Source organism: Pseudomonas sp. TWP3-1 (assembly GCF_049896625.1).
GTDB lineage: Bacteria > Pseudomonadota > Gammaproteobacteria > Pseudomonadales > Pseudomonadaceae > Aquipseudomonas.
Genome location: NZ_JAFCUQ010000004.1, coordinates 70,394 through 89,550 on the forward strand (window position 1 = coordinate 70,394; position 19,157 = coordinate 89,550).

12 protein-coding genes are annotated in these 19,157 nt (G+C 59.8%); 8 read left to right on the top strand and 4 right to left on the bottom strand.

What is annotated here, in order from left to right; translation table 11 throughout:
* A partial coding sequence (locus tag ACP7BN_RS07400; RefSeq protein WP_426202844.1) for a beta strand repeat-containing protein occupies positions 1-3,859 on the top strand: 3,859 nt, incomplete at its 5' end.
* Positions 3,860-4,016: 157 nt separating this feature from the next.
* Here the strand turns inward: ACP7BN_RS07400 and ACP7BN_RS07405 are convergent.
* The gene (locus ACP7BN_RS07405; RefSeq protein WP_426202846.1) at positions 4,017-6,911 is read right to left on the bottom strand and encodes a ribonucleoside-diphosphate reductase subunit alpha; all 2,895 of its coding nucleotides are present in this window, start codon (positions 6,909-6,911) and stop codon (positions 4,017-4,019) included.
* A 731-nt stretch (positions 6,912-7,642) separates the two neighbouring features.
* Here ACP7BN_RS07405 and ACP7BN_RS07410 point away from each other — a divergent pair.
* Both ACP7BN_RS07410 and ACP7BN_RS07415 read left to right on the top strand, forming a co-directional pair.
* The gene (locus ACP7BN_RS07410) at positions 7,643-8,365 is read left to right on the top strand and encodes a response regulator (RefSeq protein ID WP_426202848.1); all 723 of its coding nucleotides are present in this window, start codon (positions 7,643-7,645) and stop codon (positions 8,363-8,365) included.
* Entirely contained in the window at positions 8,362-9,972 is a 1,611-nt protein-coding gene (locus ACP7BN_RS07415) for an ATP-binding protein (RefSeq protein WP_420646443.1), read from the top strand. Before ACP7BN_RS07410 ends, ACP7BN_RS07415 begins: the two co-directional genes overlap by 4 nt.
* A gap of 125 nt (positions 9,973-10,097) precedes the next feature.
* Here ACP7BN_RS07415 and ACP7BN_RS07420 read toward each other — a convergent pair whose 3' ends face one another.
* The gene (locus ACP7BN_RS07420) at positions 10,098-10,823 is read right to left on the bottom strand and encodes a 4'-phosphopantetheinyl transferase family protein (protein ID WP_426202853.1); all 726 of its coding nucleotides are present in this window, start codon (positions 10,821-10,823) and stop codon (positions 10,098-10,100) included.
* Positions 10,824-10,975: 152 nt separating this feature from the next.
* On the bottom strand, positions 10,976-11,767 hold the full coding sequence (locus ACP7BN_RS07425; RefSeq protein WP_426202855.1) for a dienelactone hydrolase family protein: 792 nt from the start codon (positions 11,765-11,767) through the stop codon (positions 10,976-10,978).
* Positions 11,768-11,907: 140 nt separating this feature from the next.
* Here ACP7BN_RS07425 and ACP7BN_RS07430 point away from each other — a divergent pair, with 140 nt between their 5' ends.
* From ACP7BN_RS07430 to ACP7BN_RS07440, 3 genes are all read left to right on the top strand, one after another.
* Positions 11,908-12,513, top strand: a complete 606-nt coding sequence (locus ACP7BN_RS07430) for a hypothetical protein (protein WP_426202857.1) — start codon at positions 11,908-11,910, stop codon at positions 12,511-12,513.
* Between the two features lie 190 nt (positions 12,514-12,703).
* Positions 12,704-13,381: a response regulator gene (locus ACP7BN_RS07435; RefSeq protein ID WP_420646447.1), complete on the top strand. Its 678-nt coding sequence runs from the start codon at positions 12,704-12,706 to the stop codon at positions 13,379-13,381.
* Complete coding sequence (locus ACP7BN_RS07440) at positions 13,378-14,724, top strand: ATP-binding protein (protein ID WP_426202859.1); 1,347 nt, start codon at positions 13,378-13,380, stop codon at positions 14,722-14,724. The genes ACP7BN_RS07435 and ACP7BN_RS07440 overlap by 4 nt, the downstream gene beginning before the upstream one ends.
* 224 nt (positions 14,725-14,948) lie before the next feature.
* Here ACP7BN_RS07440 and ACP7BN_RS07445 read toward each other — a convergent pair whose 3' ends face one another.
* Positions 14,949-15,947: an AraC family transcriptional regulator gene (locus tag ACP7BN_RS07445; RefSeq protein ID WP_426202861.1), complete on the bottom strand. Its 999-nt coding sequence runs from the start codon at positions 15,945-15,947 to the stop codon at positions 14,949-14,951.
* A gap of 354 nt (positions 15,948-16,301) precedes the next feature.
* On the opposite strand from ACP7BN_RS07445, the gene ACP7BN_RS07450 reads away from it, so the two are divergent.
* Together ACP7BN_RS07450 and ACP7BN_RS07455 are read left to right on the top strand one after the other, a co-directional pair.
* The gene (locus tag ACP7BN_RS07450; protein WP_420646450.1) at positions 16,302-17,636 is read left to right on the top strand and encodes a dicarboxylate/amino acid:cation symporter; all 1,335 of its coding nucleotides are present in this window, start codon (positions 16,302-16,304) and stop codon (positions 17,634-17,636) included.
* Positions 17,637-17,899: 263 nt separating this feature from the next.
* Positions 17,900-19,081 carry a CaiB/BaiF CoA transferase family protein gene (locus ACP7BN_RS07455; RefSeq protein ID WP_426202863.1) on the top strand — a complete coding sequence of 394 codons (1,182 nt, stop codon included), beginning with the start codon at positions 17,900-17,902 and terminating at the stop codon, positions 19,079-19,081.
* Positions 19,082-19,157: the final 76 nt, after the last annotated feature.

Here is a 19,157-nt window from a genome sequence, read left to right on the forward strand (position 1 = left end):
CTACACCGGCACCGGCAACTTCACCGGTCGCGGCAGCGCCAGCGACGACATCATCGTCGGCGGCAGCGGCAACGACATACTGATCGGTGGCGTGGGCGCCGACACGCTGATCGGCGGCGCAGGTTTTGACACCGCCAGCTACGAAGACGCCTATCAGGGTGTCGGTGTGACGATCAATCTGAAAACCGGCGTGCACACCGGCCTCGCGGCGGGCGATACATTCAATGGTATCGAGGCGTTTCGCGGCACTGGCTACACCGACAACTTTGTCGCCGATGCCTCGGCCAACTCGTTTGATGGCGCCGGTGGCTATGACAGCCTGAGTTATGCCACCTCGGAGCAGGCGATCAATCTGACGCTTACAGGCGTCAACGGCAGCGGTCTGGGCGGCGATGCTCAGGGTGATACATTCAGCAACCTGGAATCAGTTACCGGCACAGCGTTCGATGACGTGTTCACTTTGAACTCCGGCAACACCAGCGTTAGCGGTGGCGCCGGCAACGACGTCTATATCATCAATGGTCCCTGGGCGGGCGGCATCGGAGAGGCTGCGGGCGGAGGAGATGACGAAATTCGGACTAACCAGCTCACCATGGGCATGAGTGGCGAAGTCGAGCGCCTGACTTACACCGGTACCGGTAACTTCACCGGTACTGGCAACACGGGCGACAACATCATCACCGGTGGCGTCGGCAATGATGTGCTGATGGGTGGTGCAGGTGCCGATCAATTGATTGGCGGCGCCGGTATCGACATTGCCAGCTATGAAGACAGCGTCGCTGCCGGTGTCACGGTTAACCTGAGAACCGGTGTCCACACTGGTTTCGCCACGGGCGATACCTTCTCCGGTATCGAAATCATTCGTGGCAGCAAGAACGGTGACACGTTCTTCAGCGGCGCGGAGGCCAACATCTTTGATGGCGGCGCTGTGGGTGGGGTCGATACCGTCGATTACTCGTTGTCGGCGCAGGCTGTGAACATCACCATGACCACACTCGGTGCAGGCAGTGGCCAGAGCGGCGATGCCCAGGGTGATACCTTTACCAACATCGAGAAAATCGTTGGTTCGGCCCAGAACGATGTGTTTACCAGCGGATCCGCCGCTTCCATTTTTCAGGGCGGGGCGGGTAACGATCTGTACATCATCAACGGCTCGCCCAACCAATCGGTGATTGAAGTGGCGGGTGGCGGTGACGACGAAATACGTACCTCGCTGACCAACATGACCTTGAGTGCCGAAGTCGAACGCCTGACCTACACCGGCACCGGTAACTTCACCGGCAGCGGCAACGCCGGCGACAACATCATCACCGGTGGCGTCGCTAACGACCTGCTTATGGGTGGCGCGGGCGCTGATACCTTCATCGGCGGAGCAGGCATCGATACCGTCAGCTACGACGATTCCACTGTCGGCGTGACCATCAACCAGAAAACCGGCGTTCACACGGGCATTGCAGCCGGCGATACCTTTGACGGTATCGAGGTCATCCGCGGCTCCAAATTCAGCGACACGTTCCTGGCCGGCGCCGGCATCGACAAGTTCGAGGGCGGCACGACCGGCGTGGACAACATCGACGTCGTTGATTACTCGCAGTCAGGTGCTGCGATCAATCTGACGCTGGCGTCCGGAGCGGGCACCGGGACTGGTGGTGATGCCGAAGGCGATTCGTTCTCCGGTATCGAGAAGGTCATCGGCTCGGCGTATGACGATGTGTTCAACTCATCCACGGCAGGTTCCTTCAACTTGCAGGGTGGCGCGGGTAACGACATCTACATCGTCAACAACGCTGCCTCGGCGGTGATCGTCGAAGCACTGGGCGGCGGTGACGACGAAGTGCGTACCAGCCAGGCCAGCCTGGGGCTGTACAACAACGTAGAGCGGCTGACCTACACTGGTACCGGCAACTTTACCGGTCGCGGCAATGCCTCGGATAACATCATCACCGGCGGCGCGGGCAACGATACCTTGTTGGGCGGCGGCGGTGCCGACACCTTCATCGGTGGTGCCGGAACCGACACCGTCAGTTATGACGACAGTACCGTTGCCGTCACGCTCAACTTCAAGACCAGCGTGCACAGCGGGATTGCGGCGGGCGACACTTACGCCGACATCGAACTGATTCGCGGCACGCAGTTCGCAGACACCTTCATCGCCGGGAGCACCGCGGATGCATTCGATGGTGGCTTGGGGATTGACGTAGCAGACTACTCGCAGTCGATCCAGGGTGTGACTTTGACAATGGGCGCGGCCGGTGTCGGCTCTGGAGTCGGCAGTGGTGGTGACGCCGAGGGCGACAGCTTTGCCGGGATCGAGAAGATCATCGGCTCGGCGTACAACGATGTGTTCATTGCCAACACCAACTCTACCGGTTTCACCGTGCAGGGCGGGGCGGGCAATGATGTCTATGTTCTCAACAACGCGACCTATGCCGCGATTGTCGAACTGGCGGATGGTGGCAATGATGAAGTGCGCACCAATCAGAGCTATTACCAGCTCAATGCCGGCATCGAGCGCTTGACCTACACCGGCACTGGCACCTTCCAATCGTTTGGTAACGCGCTGGATAACATCATCACCGGCGGGGCGGGCAACGATATCCTGATGGGTGGCGATGGCGGCGACACCTTTATCGGTGGCGCCGGTTTCGATACCGTCAGCTACAACGACATCGGGCCAGTGGGCGTGGTCATCAACTTGAAAACCGGTGAGCACACCGCGATTGCCAAGGGCGATACCTTCGACAGCATCGAGAAAATTGTGGGTTCGGGTCGGGATGACACCTTCATCGGCAACGAACAGGCTAACAATTTCGACGGTGGCTTCGGTCGTAACACTGTCAGCTTTGCCTTCGAAGGCGCGGCGATCACACTGGATCTGAGCCAGCCATTGACCGGCGCTGCAGCAGGCGACACTTACACCAATATCCAGAACTGGGAAGGCACGGCGTTCAACGATACGTTGATCGGTACGGCCGGTGTCGAAACGTTCATCGGTGGCCAAGGCGCGGACTACATCGATGGCGGTGCAGGTGTCACCGACGCAGCCTGGTACACCGGCAGTTTGGCGGCGGTGCAAATCAGTCTGCTGACCAATAGCGTTACCGGCGGCGACGCTACCGGCGATGTGCTGGTCAACATAGAAGGCCTCCATGGTTCGGACTTCAATGACATCCTGACCGGTAACACCGTTCAAAACGAGATCTACGGTGGCGCAGGTGACGATGTGATCTCCGGTGGCGACGGCACCGACTACCTGTACGGCGGCAAGTACGAACCCTACGCCTTTAATGGTCCGGACCGCAGCGGCCCTGCCGAAGCGGATCAGATCTCGGGTGGTAACGGCAACGACACGCTGTTCAGTGCCAACAACGATGTTGGCAGTGTCCTGCACGGCGATGCTGGCAACGACAGCATCTCGGTTTACGCCGGCACTGCTTACGGTGACGACGGCAGTGACTCGCTGGTGGGCACCGGGCCCGAGTATCAACTGTTTGGCGGGGCGGGTTCCGACACCTTGATCATGGCCGGTGGCGGCTATGGTTACGGTGGCGAGGGCAGTGATATCTACAAGGTGAATTCGTCGACCACGGTGATGATCAAGGATGACGGCACCTCCGGTGGTGACCGGGTCGAACTGCAGAACATCCAGTCGTATGCGAATGTGCTTATCAAAACCGACGGCACCAATGCCTTCATCTTCAATGCGGTGGAGTGGAACGCCGGCAAGCAGGACAATGCCGTGATTCTTGCGGACTGGTACAAGGGCGGCAACACCATCGAGAGCTTCACCACCATCAATGGTGATTCCTTCACCATTCCAGTCGTAGGGCAGGCGATGGTGGAGTCGTTCATGGTCTGACGTAGCGAAGTTGTAGTGAAAACGGCGGGCCTGTGATCCAGGCTCGCCGTTTTTTTTTGCCGTGACTTTTCGCGGGCAAAAAGAAACCCCCGACAAACCAGAGGTCTGTCGGGGGTTTCTTCATTCAGGCATCTCGCGACACCTGAACTCACTCAGCTTATTGGCAAGCTTCGCAATCCGGCTCGTCAATCGCGCAAGCCTTTGGCACTGGAGCCGGGCCGGCAGGAGCTGCCAGGACCGAATCTTCACCGTGGTTGCCGCCGCTGGAAACAGCGTTCAGCTTGCCGGTGTTGATGGTCGACTTCTCGGTGCTGGTCGCGGCCAGGGCACGGAGGTAGTAAGTGGTTTTCAGACCACGGTACCAGGCCATGCGGTAGGTCACGTCGAGTTTCTTGCCCGATGCGCCAGCGATGTACAGGTTCAGCGATTGAGCCTGGTCGATCCACTTCTGACGACGGCTGGCGGCGTCAACGATCCACTTGGTGTCCACTTCGAAGGCCGTCGCGTAGAGCTCTTTGAGTTCTTGCGGGATGCGCTCGATCTGCTGCACCGAACCGTCGTAGTACTTCAGGTCGTTGATCATGACCGAGTCCCACAGACCGCGAGCCTTGAGGTCGCGAACCAGGTACGGGTTGATCACGGTGAATTCGCCCGACAGGTTCGATTTCACATACAGGTTCTGGTAGGTCGGTTCGATCGACTGCGATACGCCAGTGATGTTGGCGATGGTCGCGGTCGGTGCGATGGCCATGATGTTGGAGTTACGAATGCCTTTCTGTACACGGGCGCGAACCGGTGCCCAGTCGAGGGATTCGTTCAGGTCAACGTCGATGTACTTCTGGCCACGCTGCTCGATCAGGATCTGTTGCGAATCCAGTGGCAGTACGCCTTTGGACCACAGCGAACCCTGGAACGTCTCGTAAGCACCGCGCTCGTCGGCCAGGTCGCAAGAGGCCTGGATCGCGTAGTAGCTGACGGCTTCCATCGACTTGTCGGCGAACTCGACGGCAGCGTCGGAACCGTAAGGGATGTGCTGCAGGTACAGCGCGTCCTGGAAGCCCATGATGCCCAGACCGACCGGACGGTGACGGAAGTTGGAGTTCTTGGCCTGCGGAACCGAGTAGTAGTTGATGTCGATAACGTTATCGAGCATGCGCACGGCTACATCGATGCTGCGCTTGAGCTTGGCGGTGTCGAGCTTGCCGTTGACGATGTGGTTCGGCAGGTTGATCGAGCCCAGGTTGCAGACGGCGATCTCGTCCTTGTTGGTGTTCAACGTGATCTCGGTGCACAGGTTCGAGCTGTGAACCACACCCACGTGCTGCTGCGGGCTACGCAGGTTGCACGGGTCTTTGAAGGTCAACCAAGGGTGGCCGGTTTCGAACAGCATCGACAGCATCTTGCGCCACAGGTCTTTGGCCTGAATGGTCTTGAACAGCTTGATCTTGCCCGGGTACTCGGACAGCGCTTCGTAGTACTCGTAACGCTCTTCGAAGGCCTTGCCGGTCAGGTCGTGCAGATCCGGTACTTCGGACGGCGAGAACAGGGTCCATTTGCCGTCATCGAAGACGCGCTTCATGAACAGGTCAGGGATCCAGTTGGCAGTGTTCATGTCGTGGGTGCGACGACGATCATCACCGGTGTTCTTGCGCAGTTCGATGAACTCCTCGATGTCCATGTGCCAGGTTTCCAGGTAAGCGCAGACTGCGCCTTTGCGCTTGCCACCCTGGTTAACGGCAACGGCGGTGTCGTTCACAACCTTGAGGAACGGAACCACGCCTTGCGACTTGCCGTTGGTGCCTTTGATGTACGAACCCAGTGCGCGCACCGGCGTCCAGTCATTGCCCAGGCCACCGGCGAATTTCGACAACATGGCGTTGTCGTGGATCGCGTGGTAGATGCCCGACAGGTCGTCCGGAACGGTGGTCAGGTAGCAGCTCGACAACTGTGGACGCAGGGTGCCGGCGTTGAACAGGGTCGGGGTCGAAGCCATGTAGTCGAACGAGGACAGCAGGTTGTAGAACTCGATCGCACGGTCTTCTTTGTTCTTTTCTTCGATGGCCAGGCCCATGGCCACGCGCATGAAGAAGATCTGCGGCAGTTCGAAGCGCACGCCATCCTTGTGGATGAAGTAACGGTCGTACAGGGTTTGCAGACCCAGGTAGGTGAATTGCTGATCGCGCTCGTGGTTGATCGCCTTGCCCAGTTTTTCCAGGTCGAAGGTGGCCAGCACAGGGTTCAGCAGTTCGAACTCGATACCTTTGGCCACGTAGGCCGGCAGGGCCTTGGCGTACAGGTCGGCCATTTCGTGATGGGTGGCGCTTTCGGCGACTTCGAGGAAGTTCAGGCCTTCGGCACGCAGGGTGTCCATCAGCAGGCGCGCGGTCACGAACGAGTAGTTCGGCTCGCGCTCAACCAAGGTACGGGCGGTCATTACCAGTGCGGTATTGACGTCGGTCAGGGCCACGCCGTCGTACAGGTTCTTCAGGGTTTCGCGCTGGATCAGGTCGCCATCGACTTCAGCCAGACCTTCGCAGGCCTCGGTGACGATGGTGTTCAGGCGGCCCATGTCGAGCGGAGCGAAGCTGCCATCGGCGCGGGTGATGCGGATCGACGGGTGAGCGTTGACGGCTTCTTCGGCCGGAGCGTGGGCAGCGCGTTCTTTCGAACGGCCGTCACGGTAGATCACGTAGTCGCGCGCAACTTTCTGCTCGCCGGCACGCATCAGGGCCAGTTCGACCTGGTCCTGGATTTCTTCGATGTGGATGGTGCCGCCCGAAGGCATGCGACGCTTGAAGGTCGCGGTGACTTGTTCGGTCAGGCGGGCAACGGTGTCATGGATTCGCGACGAAGCGGCAGCGGTGCCGCCCTCAACTGCGAGGAACGCTTTGGTGATAGCGACGGTGATCTTGTCATCGGTGTAAGGAACGACAGTGCCATTACGCTTGATCACGCGCAGTTGACCAGGCGCGGTGGCTGCCAGATCCGAATTCGAATCAGCGGCCTGCGGCAAGGTGCCCTGCGGGTTCTCGCGAGTTGTGTCGGTTTGCATGGGGGATCGTCTCCACATTCTCTATGTTTGTTTGGGCACCATCATGGTGCTCACCGTTCTGTCCCGAAGCACTGCAACCGACGAGCGTCGGCTTAATAACTTCGGAGCAGTAGGAAAAAGGCTACAACGCCGCGTCCGTGCCGAAGTTTTGGTTGCGAGCCTGCGCTCGCACCGGATTCCTTTCAGAGTGGCAGTCAACACTGCAACACCCGTACCGTTTTGACCGCTCAGGTCTGAAAAAACGGTGCCATCCGCCAGCGCGGTTTGGGCTATGAAAAACTTGCTTGTTTCAACCTTGAATCGGCAATAAAGCACTTGAGTTCAAGGTCTGAAATGTGGTTGGGCGTTTTAGGCAAAAACCCCATATGTAGGGTCTCTGTTTTCGCCGTGCTACAAGATAATGCGTTTTAAGGGGTCTTGCAACGTACTGCTTGTGGATAAGGCTGTGGGTAAATTGTGTGCGAAATGTCTAATTCACTTGTAGGCCGCGGACCTGCTGAGCTAGACCGTTTGTCACTGTTTTTTCGCTGGGAAAAACGCTTCAGCGGTTTTTTAAGGGCGCGAACCCTATCACAGAATTTCGCCTCGTCCGAACGCATTTACCGACTTGTGTTCTGGCTGTACGCCGTTTATACAATCGCCCCGGACGCACGCATTCTTATCCTCCCCAAACATGACAAAAAGACCGGGGGGCTCTTCCTTTATCGCAGCAATTGGCAGCAGAGGTATCCGTGGAGCAAGAAGCCTGGCAGGTATTGATAGTCGAGGACGACCAGCGTCTGGCCGACCTGACCCGTGAATACCTGCAAGCCAATGGACTGCGCGTCGAGATCGAAGGCAACGGCGCACTGGCGGCGGAGCGGATTATCCGGGAGCAGCCGGATCTGGTGATCCTTGACTTGATGCTGCCCGGTGAAGACGGCTTGAGCATTTGCCGTAAAGTGCGCGACCGCTACGACGGGCCGATCCTGATGCTCACCGCGCGCACCGACGACGCCGATCAGATCCTCGGCCTAGATCTGGGCGCCGACGATTACGTGTGCAAACCGGTGCGCCCGCGTCTGTTGCTGGCGCGGATTCAGGCGCTGCTGCGACGCAGTGACTCACCCGAGCCTGCCGCAGAAAAATCCCGCCGCCTGCAATTCGGCCCGCTGGTGGTGGACAACGCCCTGCGCGAAGCCTGGCTGAGTGACAACGGCATCGAACTGACCAGCGCCGAGTTCGACCTGCTCTGGCTGCTGGTGTCGAACGCCGGGCGCATTCTGTCGCGCGAAGAAATCTTCACCGCACTGCGCGGCATCGGCTACGACGGTCAGGATCGCTCGATTGACGTGCGCATCTCGCGCATTCGGCCGAAGATCGGCGACGATCCCGATCACCCGCGCCTGATCAAGACCATCCGCAGCAAGGGTTATCTGTTCGTCCCCGAAGCCTGCACAGACTTGCCGCTGTGAACTCGATCTTCCTGCGCATCTATGGCGGCATGTGCGCGGCGCTGATTCTGGTGGCGGTGCTTGGCGTGCTGGCGCTGCACCTGCTCAATCAGGTGCGCAGCGAGCAATACCGCGAGCGCCTGGCCCACGGCACGTTCTCGCTGATGGCTGACAACCTGCAACCGATGAACCAGACCGAGCGCCATCGGGCCTTATTGGTCTGGGAGCGCTTGCTGGGTATTCCGCTGGCATTGAAGACCTTTCCCCAGACCGACCTCGACCTGACCCAGCGCACCCGCGTGCAACGCGGCCAGGCATTGGTCGAACAGACCGGTCCGCACGCGGCCAAGGTCTATCGACTGGTCAGCGACAAGGAGCAGATGGTGTTGGTAGGCGAAGTGCAGCAGATCAGCGAGCAACTGGCCCGCGCGACTATTTATCTGCTGGCGGATGAATTGGTACGCGTCCCGGTGGCTGACCAGCCGAAACGCCTGGCGCAGTTAAAGGAAGAAAAGGGGTTCGGTTTCGACCTGCGCCTGGTCACGGTCAACGATGCCGACATGGACGAAGACCAGAGTCGCCGCGTGTCCGAAGGCGATACGGTGATGGCGCTGGGCAAGGGTGGCGATTCGATCCGGGTCTTCGCCGGCATGGTCGGCACGCCGTGGGTGCTGGAAATCGGGCCGCTGTATCAGATGAATCCGTACCCGCCGGAGTGGCTGGTGTTGATCGCCGCGCTCGGTCTGACGCTGATTGGCCTGATCGTGTATTTGCTGGTGCGCCAGCTCGAACGGCGTTTGCGTGGTCTCGAAGCCGCCGCCACGCGCATCGCCAAGGGCAGTCTGGAAACCCGCGTGCCGGCGCGCGGTGCGGATTCGGTGGGCAAATTGGCGGCGGCGTTCAATGGCATGGCCGAACATCTGCAGCAGTTGCTGGCGATCCAGCGTGAACTGGTGCGCGCGGTGTCCCATGAGTTGCGCACGCCGGTGGCGCGCCTGCGTTTCGGGCTGGAGATGATCGGCTCGGCCACCACGCCGCAAGCGCTGGAGAAGTACCGCGAGGGCATGGATCACGACATCGAGGATCTGGATAAACTGGTGGACGAAATGCTCACCTACGCGCGGCTGGAGCAAGGCTCGCCGGCGCTGACCTTTCAGCGCATCGACCTCGATGCACTGGTGAATCAGGTGATCGCCGAACTGGCGCCGTTACGCGCCGAAGTCACCGTGCAGCGTGGCATGTGCCTGTCGGCGGCCGATTGCGATGACGCGTGGGTCGAGGCTGAGCCGCGTTATCTGCATCGCGCCTTGCAGAATCTGGTGGGCAACGCCATGCGCCACGCGCGCTCGAAGGTGACGGTGAGTTATCAGGTCGGGCAATTGCGCTGCCGGGTCGATGTTGAAGACGACGGCCCCGGCGTGCCGGAAGCGGCGTGGGAGAAAATATTCACACCATTTTTGCGTCTGGACGATAGTCGCACTCGGGCATCCGGCGGGCATGGCTTGGGCTTGTCGATTGTGCGGCGGATCATTCACTGGCATGACGGCCGGGCGTTGATCGGCAAGAGCAAAAGCCTGGGTGGGGCATGCTTCAGCCTGAGTTGGCCGCGCAATCAGGAACGCCGCTGAGGTTGTATTGACTTCACTGGCCCTATCGCTAGCAGGCTAGCTCCCACGGGGAATTTGTGAGCACTGGAGATCCACTGTGGGAGCTAGCCTGCTAGCGATGAGGGCCTGACTGTCAAAGCAAATCTTCAGGCAGCAATACTGACCAGGCTCAACAACTGCCCATCATGAATCCCGAACTGCGCATCCAGCTCCGTCCCATGGCGCCACTCACTGGACAGATCCGTCAGCAGTCGCAGGCGTACCGCACCATCAAGCGTCCATTCCAGCACTTCGGCATGCTCGAAATAAAAGCGTTTCTGCACGATTGGGTACAACGCCTTGAACAGACTTTCCTTCACCGAAAACGTCAGCGTCACCCACAACGCCAACTGATCGCGCGCGCCCGACGCCATGCGCTGCATTTCTGCCGAGGTCAAAATCTCCCCGGCCAATCGCTCGGCCCGCTCAGGGTTAAGCAGGTTTTCCAGATCCATGCCCAAACCGCGCCAGTGTTGCTTGTTGGCGACGATCGCCGCTGCACGCCCAGTGCTGTGGGTGATCGAGCCGCAGATATGCGCCGGCCACACCGGCGCGCGATCTTCACCGATGGCCGGAATCACGTTCGAACCTTCCAGCTGTTGCAACGCGGCGCGCGCGCAAAAGCGACCGGCGAGAAACTCGGCCTGACGCTTGGCCACCGAGCGCTGAATACTTGGCGGCGGCTCGATCGCACTGCGATGGAAATCATCAGCGAGCAGTTGTGATGGGTCGAAATGCGTGCTCAACAGCACCGTGTCCGGCAACACGTTTGGCAACGGCCAATGCGCATTGAGCGGGGTGCAGCAGGCGGGGAGGAGGGGGCTGGAATTCATGACCGGCATTTTGCCGGTTAGCGTCGGGGCTGGGTAGGGGCAAGGTTTAAATCCGCGGCGCGGCCATCGCTAGCAGGCTAGCTCCCACATTTGAAATGCGTACCCCTGTGGTAGCTAGCCTGCTAGCGATGGCCGCGCCGCGGTGGCTTTGCCTAGCCAAAGATTTTCTTGAAGAAAGCCTGCATGTCCGCCCAGGATTTTTCATCAGCGGCTTTGTTGTAGCCGATATCCGGGCCACCGTGCTCACCGTGGCTCAGGCGATCCGCATCCGGATTGCTGAAGCCGTGCTTGGCCCCATCGAGGCTGACGAATTTATAGTCGGCGCCGGCCTTGTCCATTTCACTCTTGAACGCAGTCACGTTAGCCGGCGTGACCATGCTGTCCAGCGCACCGTGCTCGACGAGGATTTTCGCCTTCACACTGCCCGGTGTCGCCGGAGTCTTGGTCGCCAGCGCGCCATGGAAACTCACCACTCCCGCCAGCGGCACGCCTTGACGCGCTGCGTTCAGCACCACGGCCCCGCCGAAGCAATAACCGATGGCGCCCAATTTACTGGTGTCGGTCTGCGGTTGTTTCTTCAACAACTCCAGCCCGGCGTCAAAGCGCTTGCTGGCTGCGGCGGCGTCAGCGGTGGCTGCCTGCATGAAGGCCATCGCGTCTTTCGGGTGTTCGGTGTTCTTGCCTTCGCCGTACATGTCGATCGCCAGCGCGCTGTAGCCGAGGCCGGCCAGATCACGGGCGCGACGCTTGGCGTAATCGTTCAGCCCCCACCATTCATGCACCACGACGATGCCGGGACGTGCGCCTTTGATCGCATCGTCATACGCGTAATAGCCGATCAGTTTGCTGCCATCGGCGCTCTGGTAAGGGATTTCCTGCGTCTTGATTGCAGCCTGGCTGAGGCTGCTGAGGGCCAGCAGGGTGAGGGCGAGTAACAGGCGCATGGTCGGGTCTCCTGACAATAAAGGGTCAAGACAGCCTAGTTCATTTGGTTCAGGTGAGGTTCAGAGAGCGTTCAGGGTCGGTACAGGGGCACCTCAGTAACCTTGCGCCATACCCGAAGAGCACAACTGAGGAACACTCAATGACTCGTTTGAACAAACTGCTGCTGGCTTTCACTGTGATGGGCGCAAGCCTCGCTGCCCACGCCGACACCACCACCAACTTCGCCGGTCTGACCTTGGGCCAGACCAGTGACAAGGTGAAAAAATCCCACGCACTGAACGACAACCTCGACCACCCGAACGCCGACGGCGTGATCGGCAAGGACACCACTTACGGTATTCGTCTCGGCCAACAAAACAGCCAGGGTCGCTACTACGCTACCTATGACAACGTGTCCGGCTCGCACAATGGCATTAAACTGCGTCAGGAAAACCTGCTGGGCAGCTACGATATGTTCTACCCGGTGGGCGGCAGCACCAAGTTGTTCGGTGGCGCGACTGCCGGTTTGACCAAGCTGACCCAGGAATCGCCAGGCTTCAGCCGTGACAGCGACATCGGTTACGCCGTCGGCGGCCAGTTCGGTGTGTTGCAGCAAGTCTCGCAGAACACTTCGGTGGAACTCGGTTACCGTTACCTGCGCAGCAATGCCAGCACCGAGATGAGCGAGCGCGGCGGCAGCAAACAAGGCTCGCTGGATTTGACCAGCAGCGCCCAGACGTACCTGTCGGCCAACTACGCTTTCTGATAAATGGATGCGCGAATGCAAGACAGTTAAGCGCAACCCCTGTGGGAGCGGGCTTGCCCGCGATAGCGGCGGCACATTCACAATTAATGTGTCAGCCAGATTGCTATCGCGGGCAAGCCCGCTCCCACAGGTTCTGCGGCCTGACTGAAAGATGTGCTGCTGGAGATAACGATTTGCCCGGGAGAAAGTCATGAAACTGTTGGTCGTCGAAGATGAAGCGCTGTTGCGCCATCACCTGCAAACCCGTCTCACGGAGAGCGGCCACGTGGTCGAGTCCGTGGCCAATGCCGAGGAGGCGTTGTACCAGACCGGTCAGTTCAATTTTGATCTGGCGGTGATCGACCTCGGCCTGCCGGGCATGAGCGGGCTCGAGCTGATCCGCCAGTTGCGTTCGGGTGGCAAGACCTTCCCGATCCTGATCCTCACCGCGCGCGGCAACTGGCAGGACAAGGTCGAAGGCCTGGCCGCCGGCGCCGACGATTATCTGGTCAAACCGTTCCAGTTCGAAGAACTCGAAGCGCGCCTCAACGCGTTGCTGCGCCGCTCCAGCGGTTTCACTCAATCGACCATCGTCGCCGGCCCGCTGTTGCTGGATATCAATCGCAAGCAAGCGACGCTGGACGAACAACCGCTGGCGCTGACTGCCTACGAATACCGCATCCTCGAATACCTCATGCGCCACCATCAACAAGTGGTGCCCAAGGATCGTTTGATGGAGCAGTTGTACCCGGATGACGACGAGCGCGATCCGAATGTGATCGAAGTGCTGGTCGGCCGTCTGCGGCGCAAACTCGAAGGCCCGGCCGGCTTCAAACCGATCGACACCGTGCGCGGCCTCGGCTATCTGTTCAATGAGCGCTGCACTTGATCCGTTCGCTTCGCGTCCGGCTGATGCTCGCCGCCACCACGTTGGCGGTGTTGTTCATGCTCGCCTTGCTCCCGGCGATGCAGGGCGCGTTCAGCCTCGCTTTGCAGGATTCGATCGAACAACGCCTCGCCTCGGACGTCACTACGTTGATCTCCGCCGCGCGGATTGAAAACGGCAAACTGGTGATGCCTTCGCAGTTGCCGGACGAGCGCTTCAACCTCACCGACTTTCGTTTGCTCGGTTACATCTACGACCGCGAAGGGCACCTGGTCTGGCGCTCGAAAGCCACCCAGGAAGAGCAGATCAACTACAAGCCGCGTTACGACGGACTGGGTAACGAGTTCGCACGGATTCGCGAGGCCAGCGGCCAGGAATTCTTCGTTTACGACGTCGAAGTGAAACTGCTTGGCGGCAAAAGCGCTGCGTTCAGCATCGTTGCGCTGCAACCGGTGCGCGAGTACGAAACCACCCTTGAGGGGCTGCGCGAGAATCTTTATCTGGGCTTCGGCGCCGCGTTGCTGGTGCTCTTGGCTCTGTTGTGGATCGGTTTGACCTGGGGCTTGAAAGCCTTGCGTCAACTCAGTCAGGAACTCGATGAAATCGAGGGCGGCACCCGCGAAAGCCTCAGCGAACAACACCCGCGCGAATTGCTGCGCCTGACTGGCTCGCTCAACCGTTTGCTGCTCAGCGAACGCCAGCAGCGCAGCCGCTACCGTGATTCCCTCGACGACTTGGCGCACAGCCTGAAAACCCCGCTGGCGGTGCTGCAGGGCGTCAGCGAAGACATGGCCCAGCGCCCGGAAGATATTGATCAGGCCTGGGTGCTGCAAACCCAGATCGAACGCATGAGCCAGCAGATCAGCTACCAGTTACAACGCGCCAGCCTGCGCAAAAGCGGTCTGGTCCGGCATCAGGTGCGCCTGCGCCCGGTGCTGCAAAGCCTGTGCGACACCCTCGACAAGGTCTACCGCGATAAACACGTGCGCGTAGCCTTCGACCTGCCAGAGCATTGCTACGTGCCGATCGAACAGGGCGCCTTGCTGGAAATGATGGGCAACCTGCTGGAAAACGCCTATCGCCTGTGCTTGAGCGAAGTGCGCATCAGCGTGCGCGAGAGCCTGGCCGGGGTTGAATTGTGTGTCGAGGATGACGGGCCGGGGGTTCCGCAGCATCAACGTGCGCGGATTCTTGAGCGTGGGGAGCGACTGGATCGTCAGCATCCGGGGCAGGGGATCGGGTTGGCGGTGGTCAAGGACATCATTGAAAGTTACGGCGCGAAACTGGCGTTGGGGGATTCGCCGATGGGCGGGGCGGCGTTCAGGATTCATTTTCCTGTGGTGTGACTCTAAAGAGCGACCCCTCACCCTAACCCTCCCGAAACGTCGGACCGCCCGAAGGTAGAGGGGACTGATCGGGGGAAAGTCCAGAGCTCCGCCGACGTGAAAGTTTTGTACTGAATCCACAGTCGATAAAATCTTTCAGGTCGCCTGTTTTCTCAAGGCACTTCGGTCAATCCCCTCTACCTCTGGGAGAGGGCTAGGGTGAGGGCCGTTCTTGATCCCAGGGCTCAAAACTCCTGCGCCCGATAAGCCCCCGGCGTCACCCCCGTCCATTTCTTGAACGCCCGATGAAACGCCGACGGCTCGGAAAATCCGAGTTGTTCGGCGATCTGTTGCAATGACAGATCCGCGCGCCCCAGATGATAAATCGCGATGTCCCGCCGCAACTGATCCTTCAATTCCTGAAAACTCGTGCCTTCCTCACGCAAGTGCCGGCGCAAGGTCTGTGGGCTGATGTGCAGATGCGCCGCCACCGCTTCCAGATCCGGCCAGCGCTCGCTGTCCTGGCTGAGCAAACGGCGCAGACGGCTGCTCAGGCTGTTGCCATCATCCGGGCGTGACAGCAAATCAGCAGGGGAGCGTTCGAGGAAATGTTTTAGCGTGCGCTCGTCCTGCAACAACGGCATGTGCAGGTAGCGGCTGTGAAACAGCAGGCTGCTTTGCCCTGCGGAAAATTCCAGCGGGCAGGAAAACAGCAAATCGTATTCAGCCGCGTGCGCAGGTTTCGCATAGCTAAAGCTCGCGCTTTCCAGACGAATCCGCTGGCCGATCATCCAGCTGCCGAGGCGGTGCCAGATCACCAGCAGGCTCTCGCTGAGAAAGTGATCCGGATCCCACAGTTGCGCATCATCGAGGCTCAGGCGCACCCATTCGTCTTCGCGGCTCAGGATCAGACGCGGCGCGTCCGGGAACAGGCTGTAAAACAATAAGCCGCGTTGCAGAGCCTTTTCCAGATTGCGGCAATGGATCGCGGCGTGGCACATCATGGCGAAGCTGCCGGGCTTGCTCGGTGCGCGGCCAAAGCCCAGGTATTCGTCGTCCAGCGCCAGCCAAAGGCTCTGGATCAGCCGGGTGAATTGCTCAGGAGGAATACGCGCGCGCGGCTCGTCGAGCAGTTCGGGACTGATGCCGAGTTGCTGCAACAGGTTCGTGTAATCGAACCCCGAACGTCGTGCGCCACCGAGGGCGGCGCGGGCGAAATGACTGGCAATGGTGCGTTCGCGCATGAGCGAAAATCCTTCCTCTGGCCACGGATGGTAGTCGGTGCGTCCGAGCGGCAACAAGGCGGATTTCCGCCAAATTGTAGGACGAAGCCTGAGTAGGTGGCGGAAACCCGCCAACGTCGGGTAACCAACCGGTGACACAAAAATCCCCGTGACCCCTGATATCAAAAGGCTTGCAGGCATTTGCCGCAAGGTGGCACGCGGTTTGCGATAGACAACCTCAGAGGTCTGCGCCAGAGCCGGTAGGAACAGCGCAGCTCGCCACAACAAATCCCTCCAGTGCAGGAGGGTTCGCAATTGAGGTGTCGCGGAACAACAGTCGGATGTTGCCACGCGGGACACTTGAGGAATTTTGCAATGACGACTCGTCAGCCACTCTACAAATCCCTGTATTTCCAGGTGATCGTTGCCATCGCCATCGGCATCCTGCTCGGTCACTTCTACCCGCAGACCGGTGTGGCGCTCAAGCCGCTGGGTGACGGGTTCATCAAGCTGATCAAAATGGTCATCGCGCCGATCATCTTCTGTACCGTGGTCAGCGGCATCGCCGGCATGCAGAACATGAAGTCGGTGGGCAAGACCGGTGGCTACGCGCTGCTGTACTTCGAAGTCGTTTCCACCATCGCTCTGTTGATCGGTCTGATCGTGGTCAACGTCGTGCAACCGGGCGCCGGCATGCACATCGACGTGACGACCCTCGACGCCTCGAAAATCGCCACCTATGTGACGGCCAGTAAAGACCAGAGCATCGTCGGCTTCCTGCTCAATGTGATCCCGAACACCATCGTTGGCGCGTTCGCCACCGGCGATATCCTGCAAGTACTGATGTTCTCGGTGATCTTCGGCTACGCCCTGCATCGCCTGGGTTCGTACGGCCGTCCGCTGCTGGACATGATTGATCGCTTCGCTCATGTGATGTTCAACATCATCAACATGATCATGAAACTGGCGCCGCTCGGTGCGTTCGGTGCCATGGCGTTCACCATCGGCGCCTACGGTGTCGGCTCGCTGGTGCAGTTGGGTCAGTTGATGATCTGCTTCTACATCACCTGCGTGCTGTTCGTGGTTGTGGTGCTGGGCGGGATCTGCCGCGCTCACGGTTTCAGCGTGTTCAAACTGGTGCGCTACATCCGTGAAGAACTGCTGATCGTGCTGGGTACTTCCTCGTCCGAATCTGCACTGCCACGCATGCTGATCAAGATGGAGCGTCTGGGCGCGAAGAAGTCGGTAGTGGGTCTGGTGATCCCGACCGGTTACTCGTTCAACCTCGACGGTACTTCGATCTACCTGACCATGGCTGCCGTGTTCATTGCTCAGGCGACTGACACCCACATGGACATCACCCACCAGATCACCCTGTTGCTGGTGTTGCTGCTGTCCTCCAAGGGCGCTGCCGGTGTGACCGGTTCGGGCTTCATCGTGCTGGCTGCCACCCTGTCGGCGGTAGGTCACTTGCCGGTGGCCGGTCTGGCGCTGATCCTCGGTATCGACCGCTTCATGTCCGAAGCCCGCGCGCTGACCAACCTGGTGGGTAACGCCGTTGCCACCCTCGTTGTGGCCAAGTGGGTCAAAGAGCTGGACACCGACGTGCTGCAAGCCGAGCTGGCCTCGGGCGGTCGCGGTATCTCTGACGAGCGTGAAGAAGACGACCTGGGTGTCGCCGAAGGCCCAACCCCGAGCAACGTTAAATAAGCGATTGGAAATCCTGTGTGGCGAGGGAGCTTGCTCCCGCTGGGGCGCGCAGCGGCCCTTGCTCTTTAATTGAAGAGCAAGGGGCCTGCTTCGCAGTCCAGCGGGAGCAAGCTCCCTCGCCACAACAGCTTTAAAAAACCTGCTTCGGCGGGTTTTTTATGGTCTGCGATTTGAGCACAACGGTCATCGCCTCTGATGCATCCGGTGATTGCTGCATTGCCCGTGGCTGCCTAGGCTGCAAGCATCGTTCACGGAGATCGCCCATGCCTGCACCTCTGGCCTCACTGAAGATTCTGGATTTCTCGACCCTGCTGCCGGGACCGTTCGCCTCGCTGTTACTGGCGGACATGGGCGCCGAAGTGCTGCGCATCGAATCGCCCACTCGCCTCGATCTGCTGCGAGTGCTGCCGCCGCACGATCAGGGTGTCTCGGCCAGTCATGCCTATCTGAATCGCAACAAGCGCAGTCTGGCGCTGGATCTCAAACAACCTGAGGCGCTGGAAGTGATCAAGCAATTGCTGACTGATTACGACATCGTCCTCGAACAATTTCGCCCCGGTGTGATGGAGCGGCTGGGGTTGGGTTATGAAGCATTGAAGGCGCTCAACCCCAAGCTGATTTACGTGTCGATCACCGGTTACGGCCAGAGCGGTCCGTACAAGGATCGCGCCGGTCACGACATCAACTACCTCGCACTCGCCGGACTTGCCAGCTACACCGGCCGCGCCGACAACGGGCCGTTGCCGCTGGGCATGCAAGTCGCGGACATCGCCGGTGGTTCGTTACACGGCGTGATTGGCTTGCTGGCAGCGGTCATCGCACGCCAGCAAACCGGGCAGGGCACGCATCTGGACGTGAGCATGACCGACTGCGCATTCAGCCTGAATGCCATGGTCGGCGCCGGATATCTGGCCTGTGGCGAGGAGCCTGGCCGGGAAGACCAGATGCTCAATGGTGGCAGCTTTTACGACTACTACCGCTCGCGTGATGGACGCTGGATGTCGGTCGGCAGTCTGGAACCGGCGTTTATGCAGCAACTGTGTGGCGTGCTTGGGCGGCCGGAATTGGCGGCGCAGGGGCTGTCACCCAAGCCCGAGCAGCAGCGGGCGTTGAAGGAAGCGCTGAGGGTTGAATTCGAAAAGCATGACTTCGCCGAGTTGTGCGAGATGTTTGCCGGGGTGGATGCGTGTGTCGAGCCGGTGTTGAGCCTGGGCGAGGCTGTGCGGCATCCGCAGTTGCAGGCGCGGGAAGTGGTGACGCAGGTGCCGCGTGGGAATGGCACGACTCAGACGCAGATCGCTTGTCCGCTGAAGTTTTCCGAGGTGTTGCCTGAGCCACGGCATGTGGGTGCGGCGTTGGGGCAGCATACGGATCAGGTGTTGGGGGAGTTGGGGTTTAGTCCTGCGAAAATTTCAGAGTTGCGTGCATCCAAGGTAATTCTCTAGCGTCTGTGCCGGCGCCATCGCTGGCAAGCCAGCTCCCACAGTTTTCTGTGTCGTACACAGAATTTGTGAACACCTC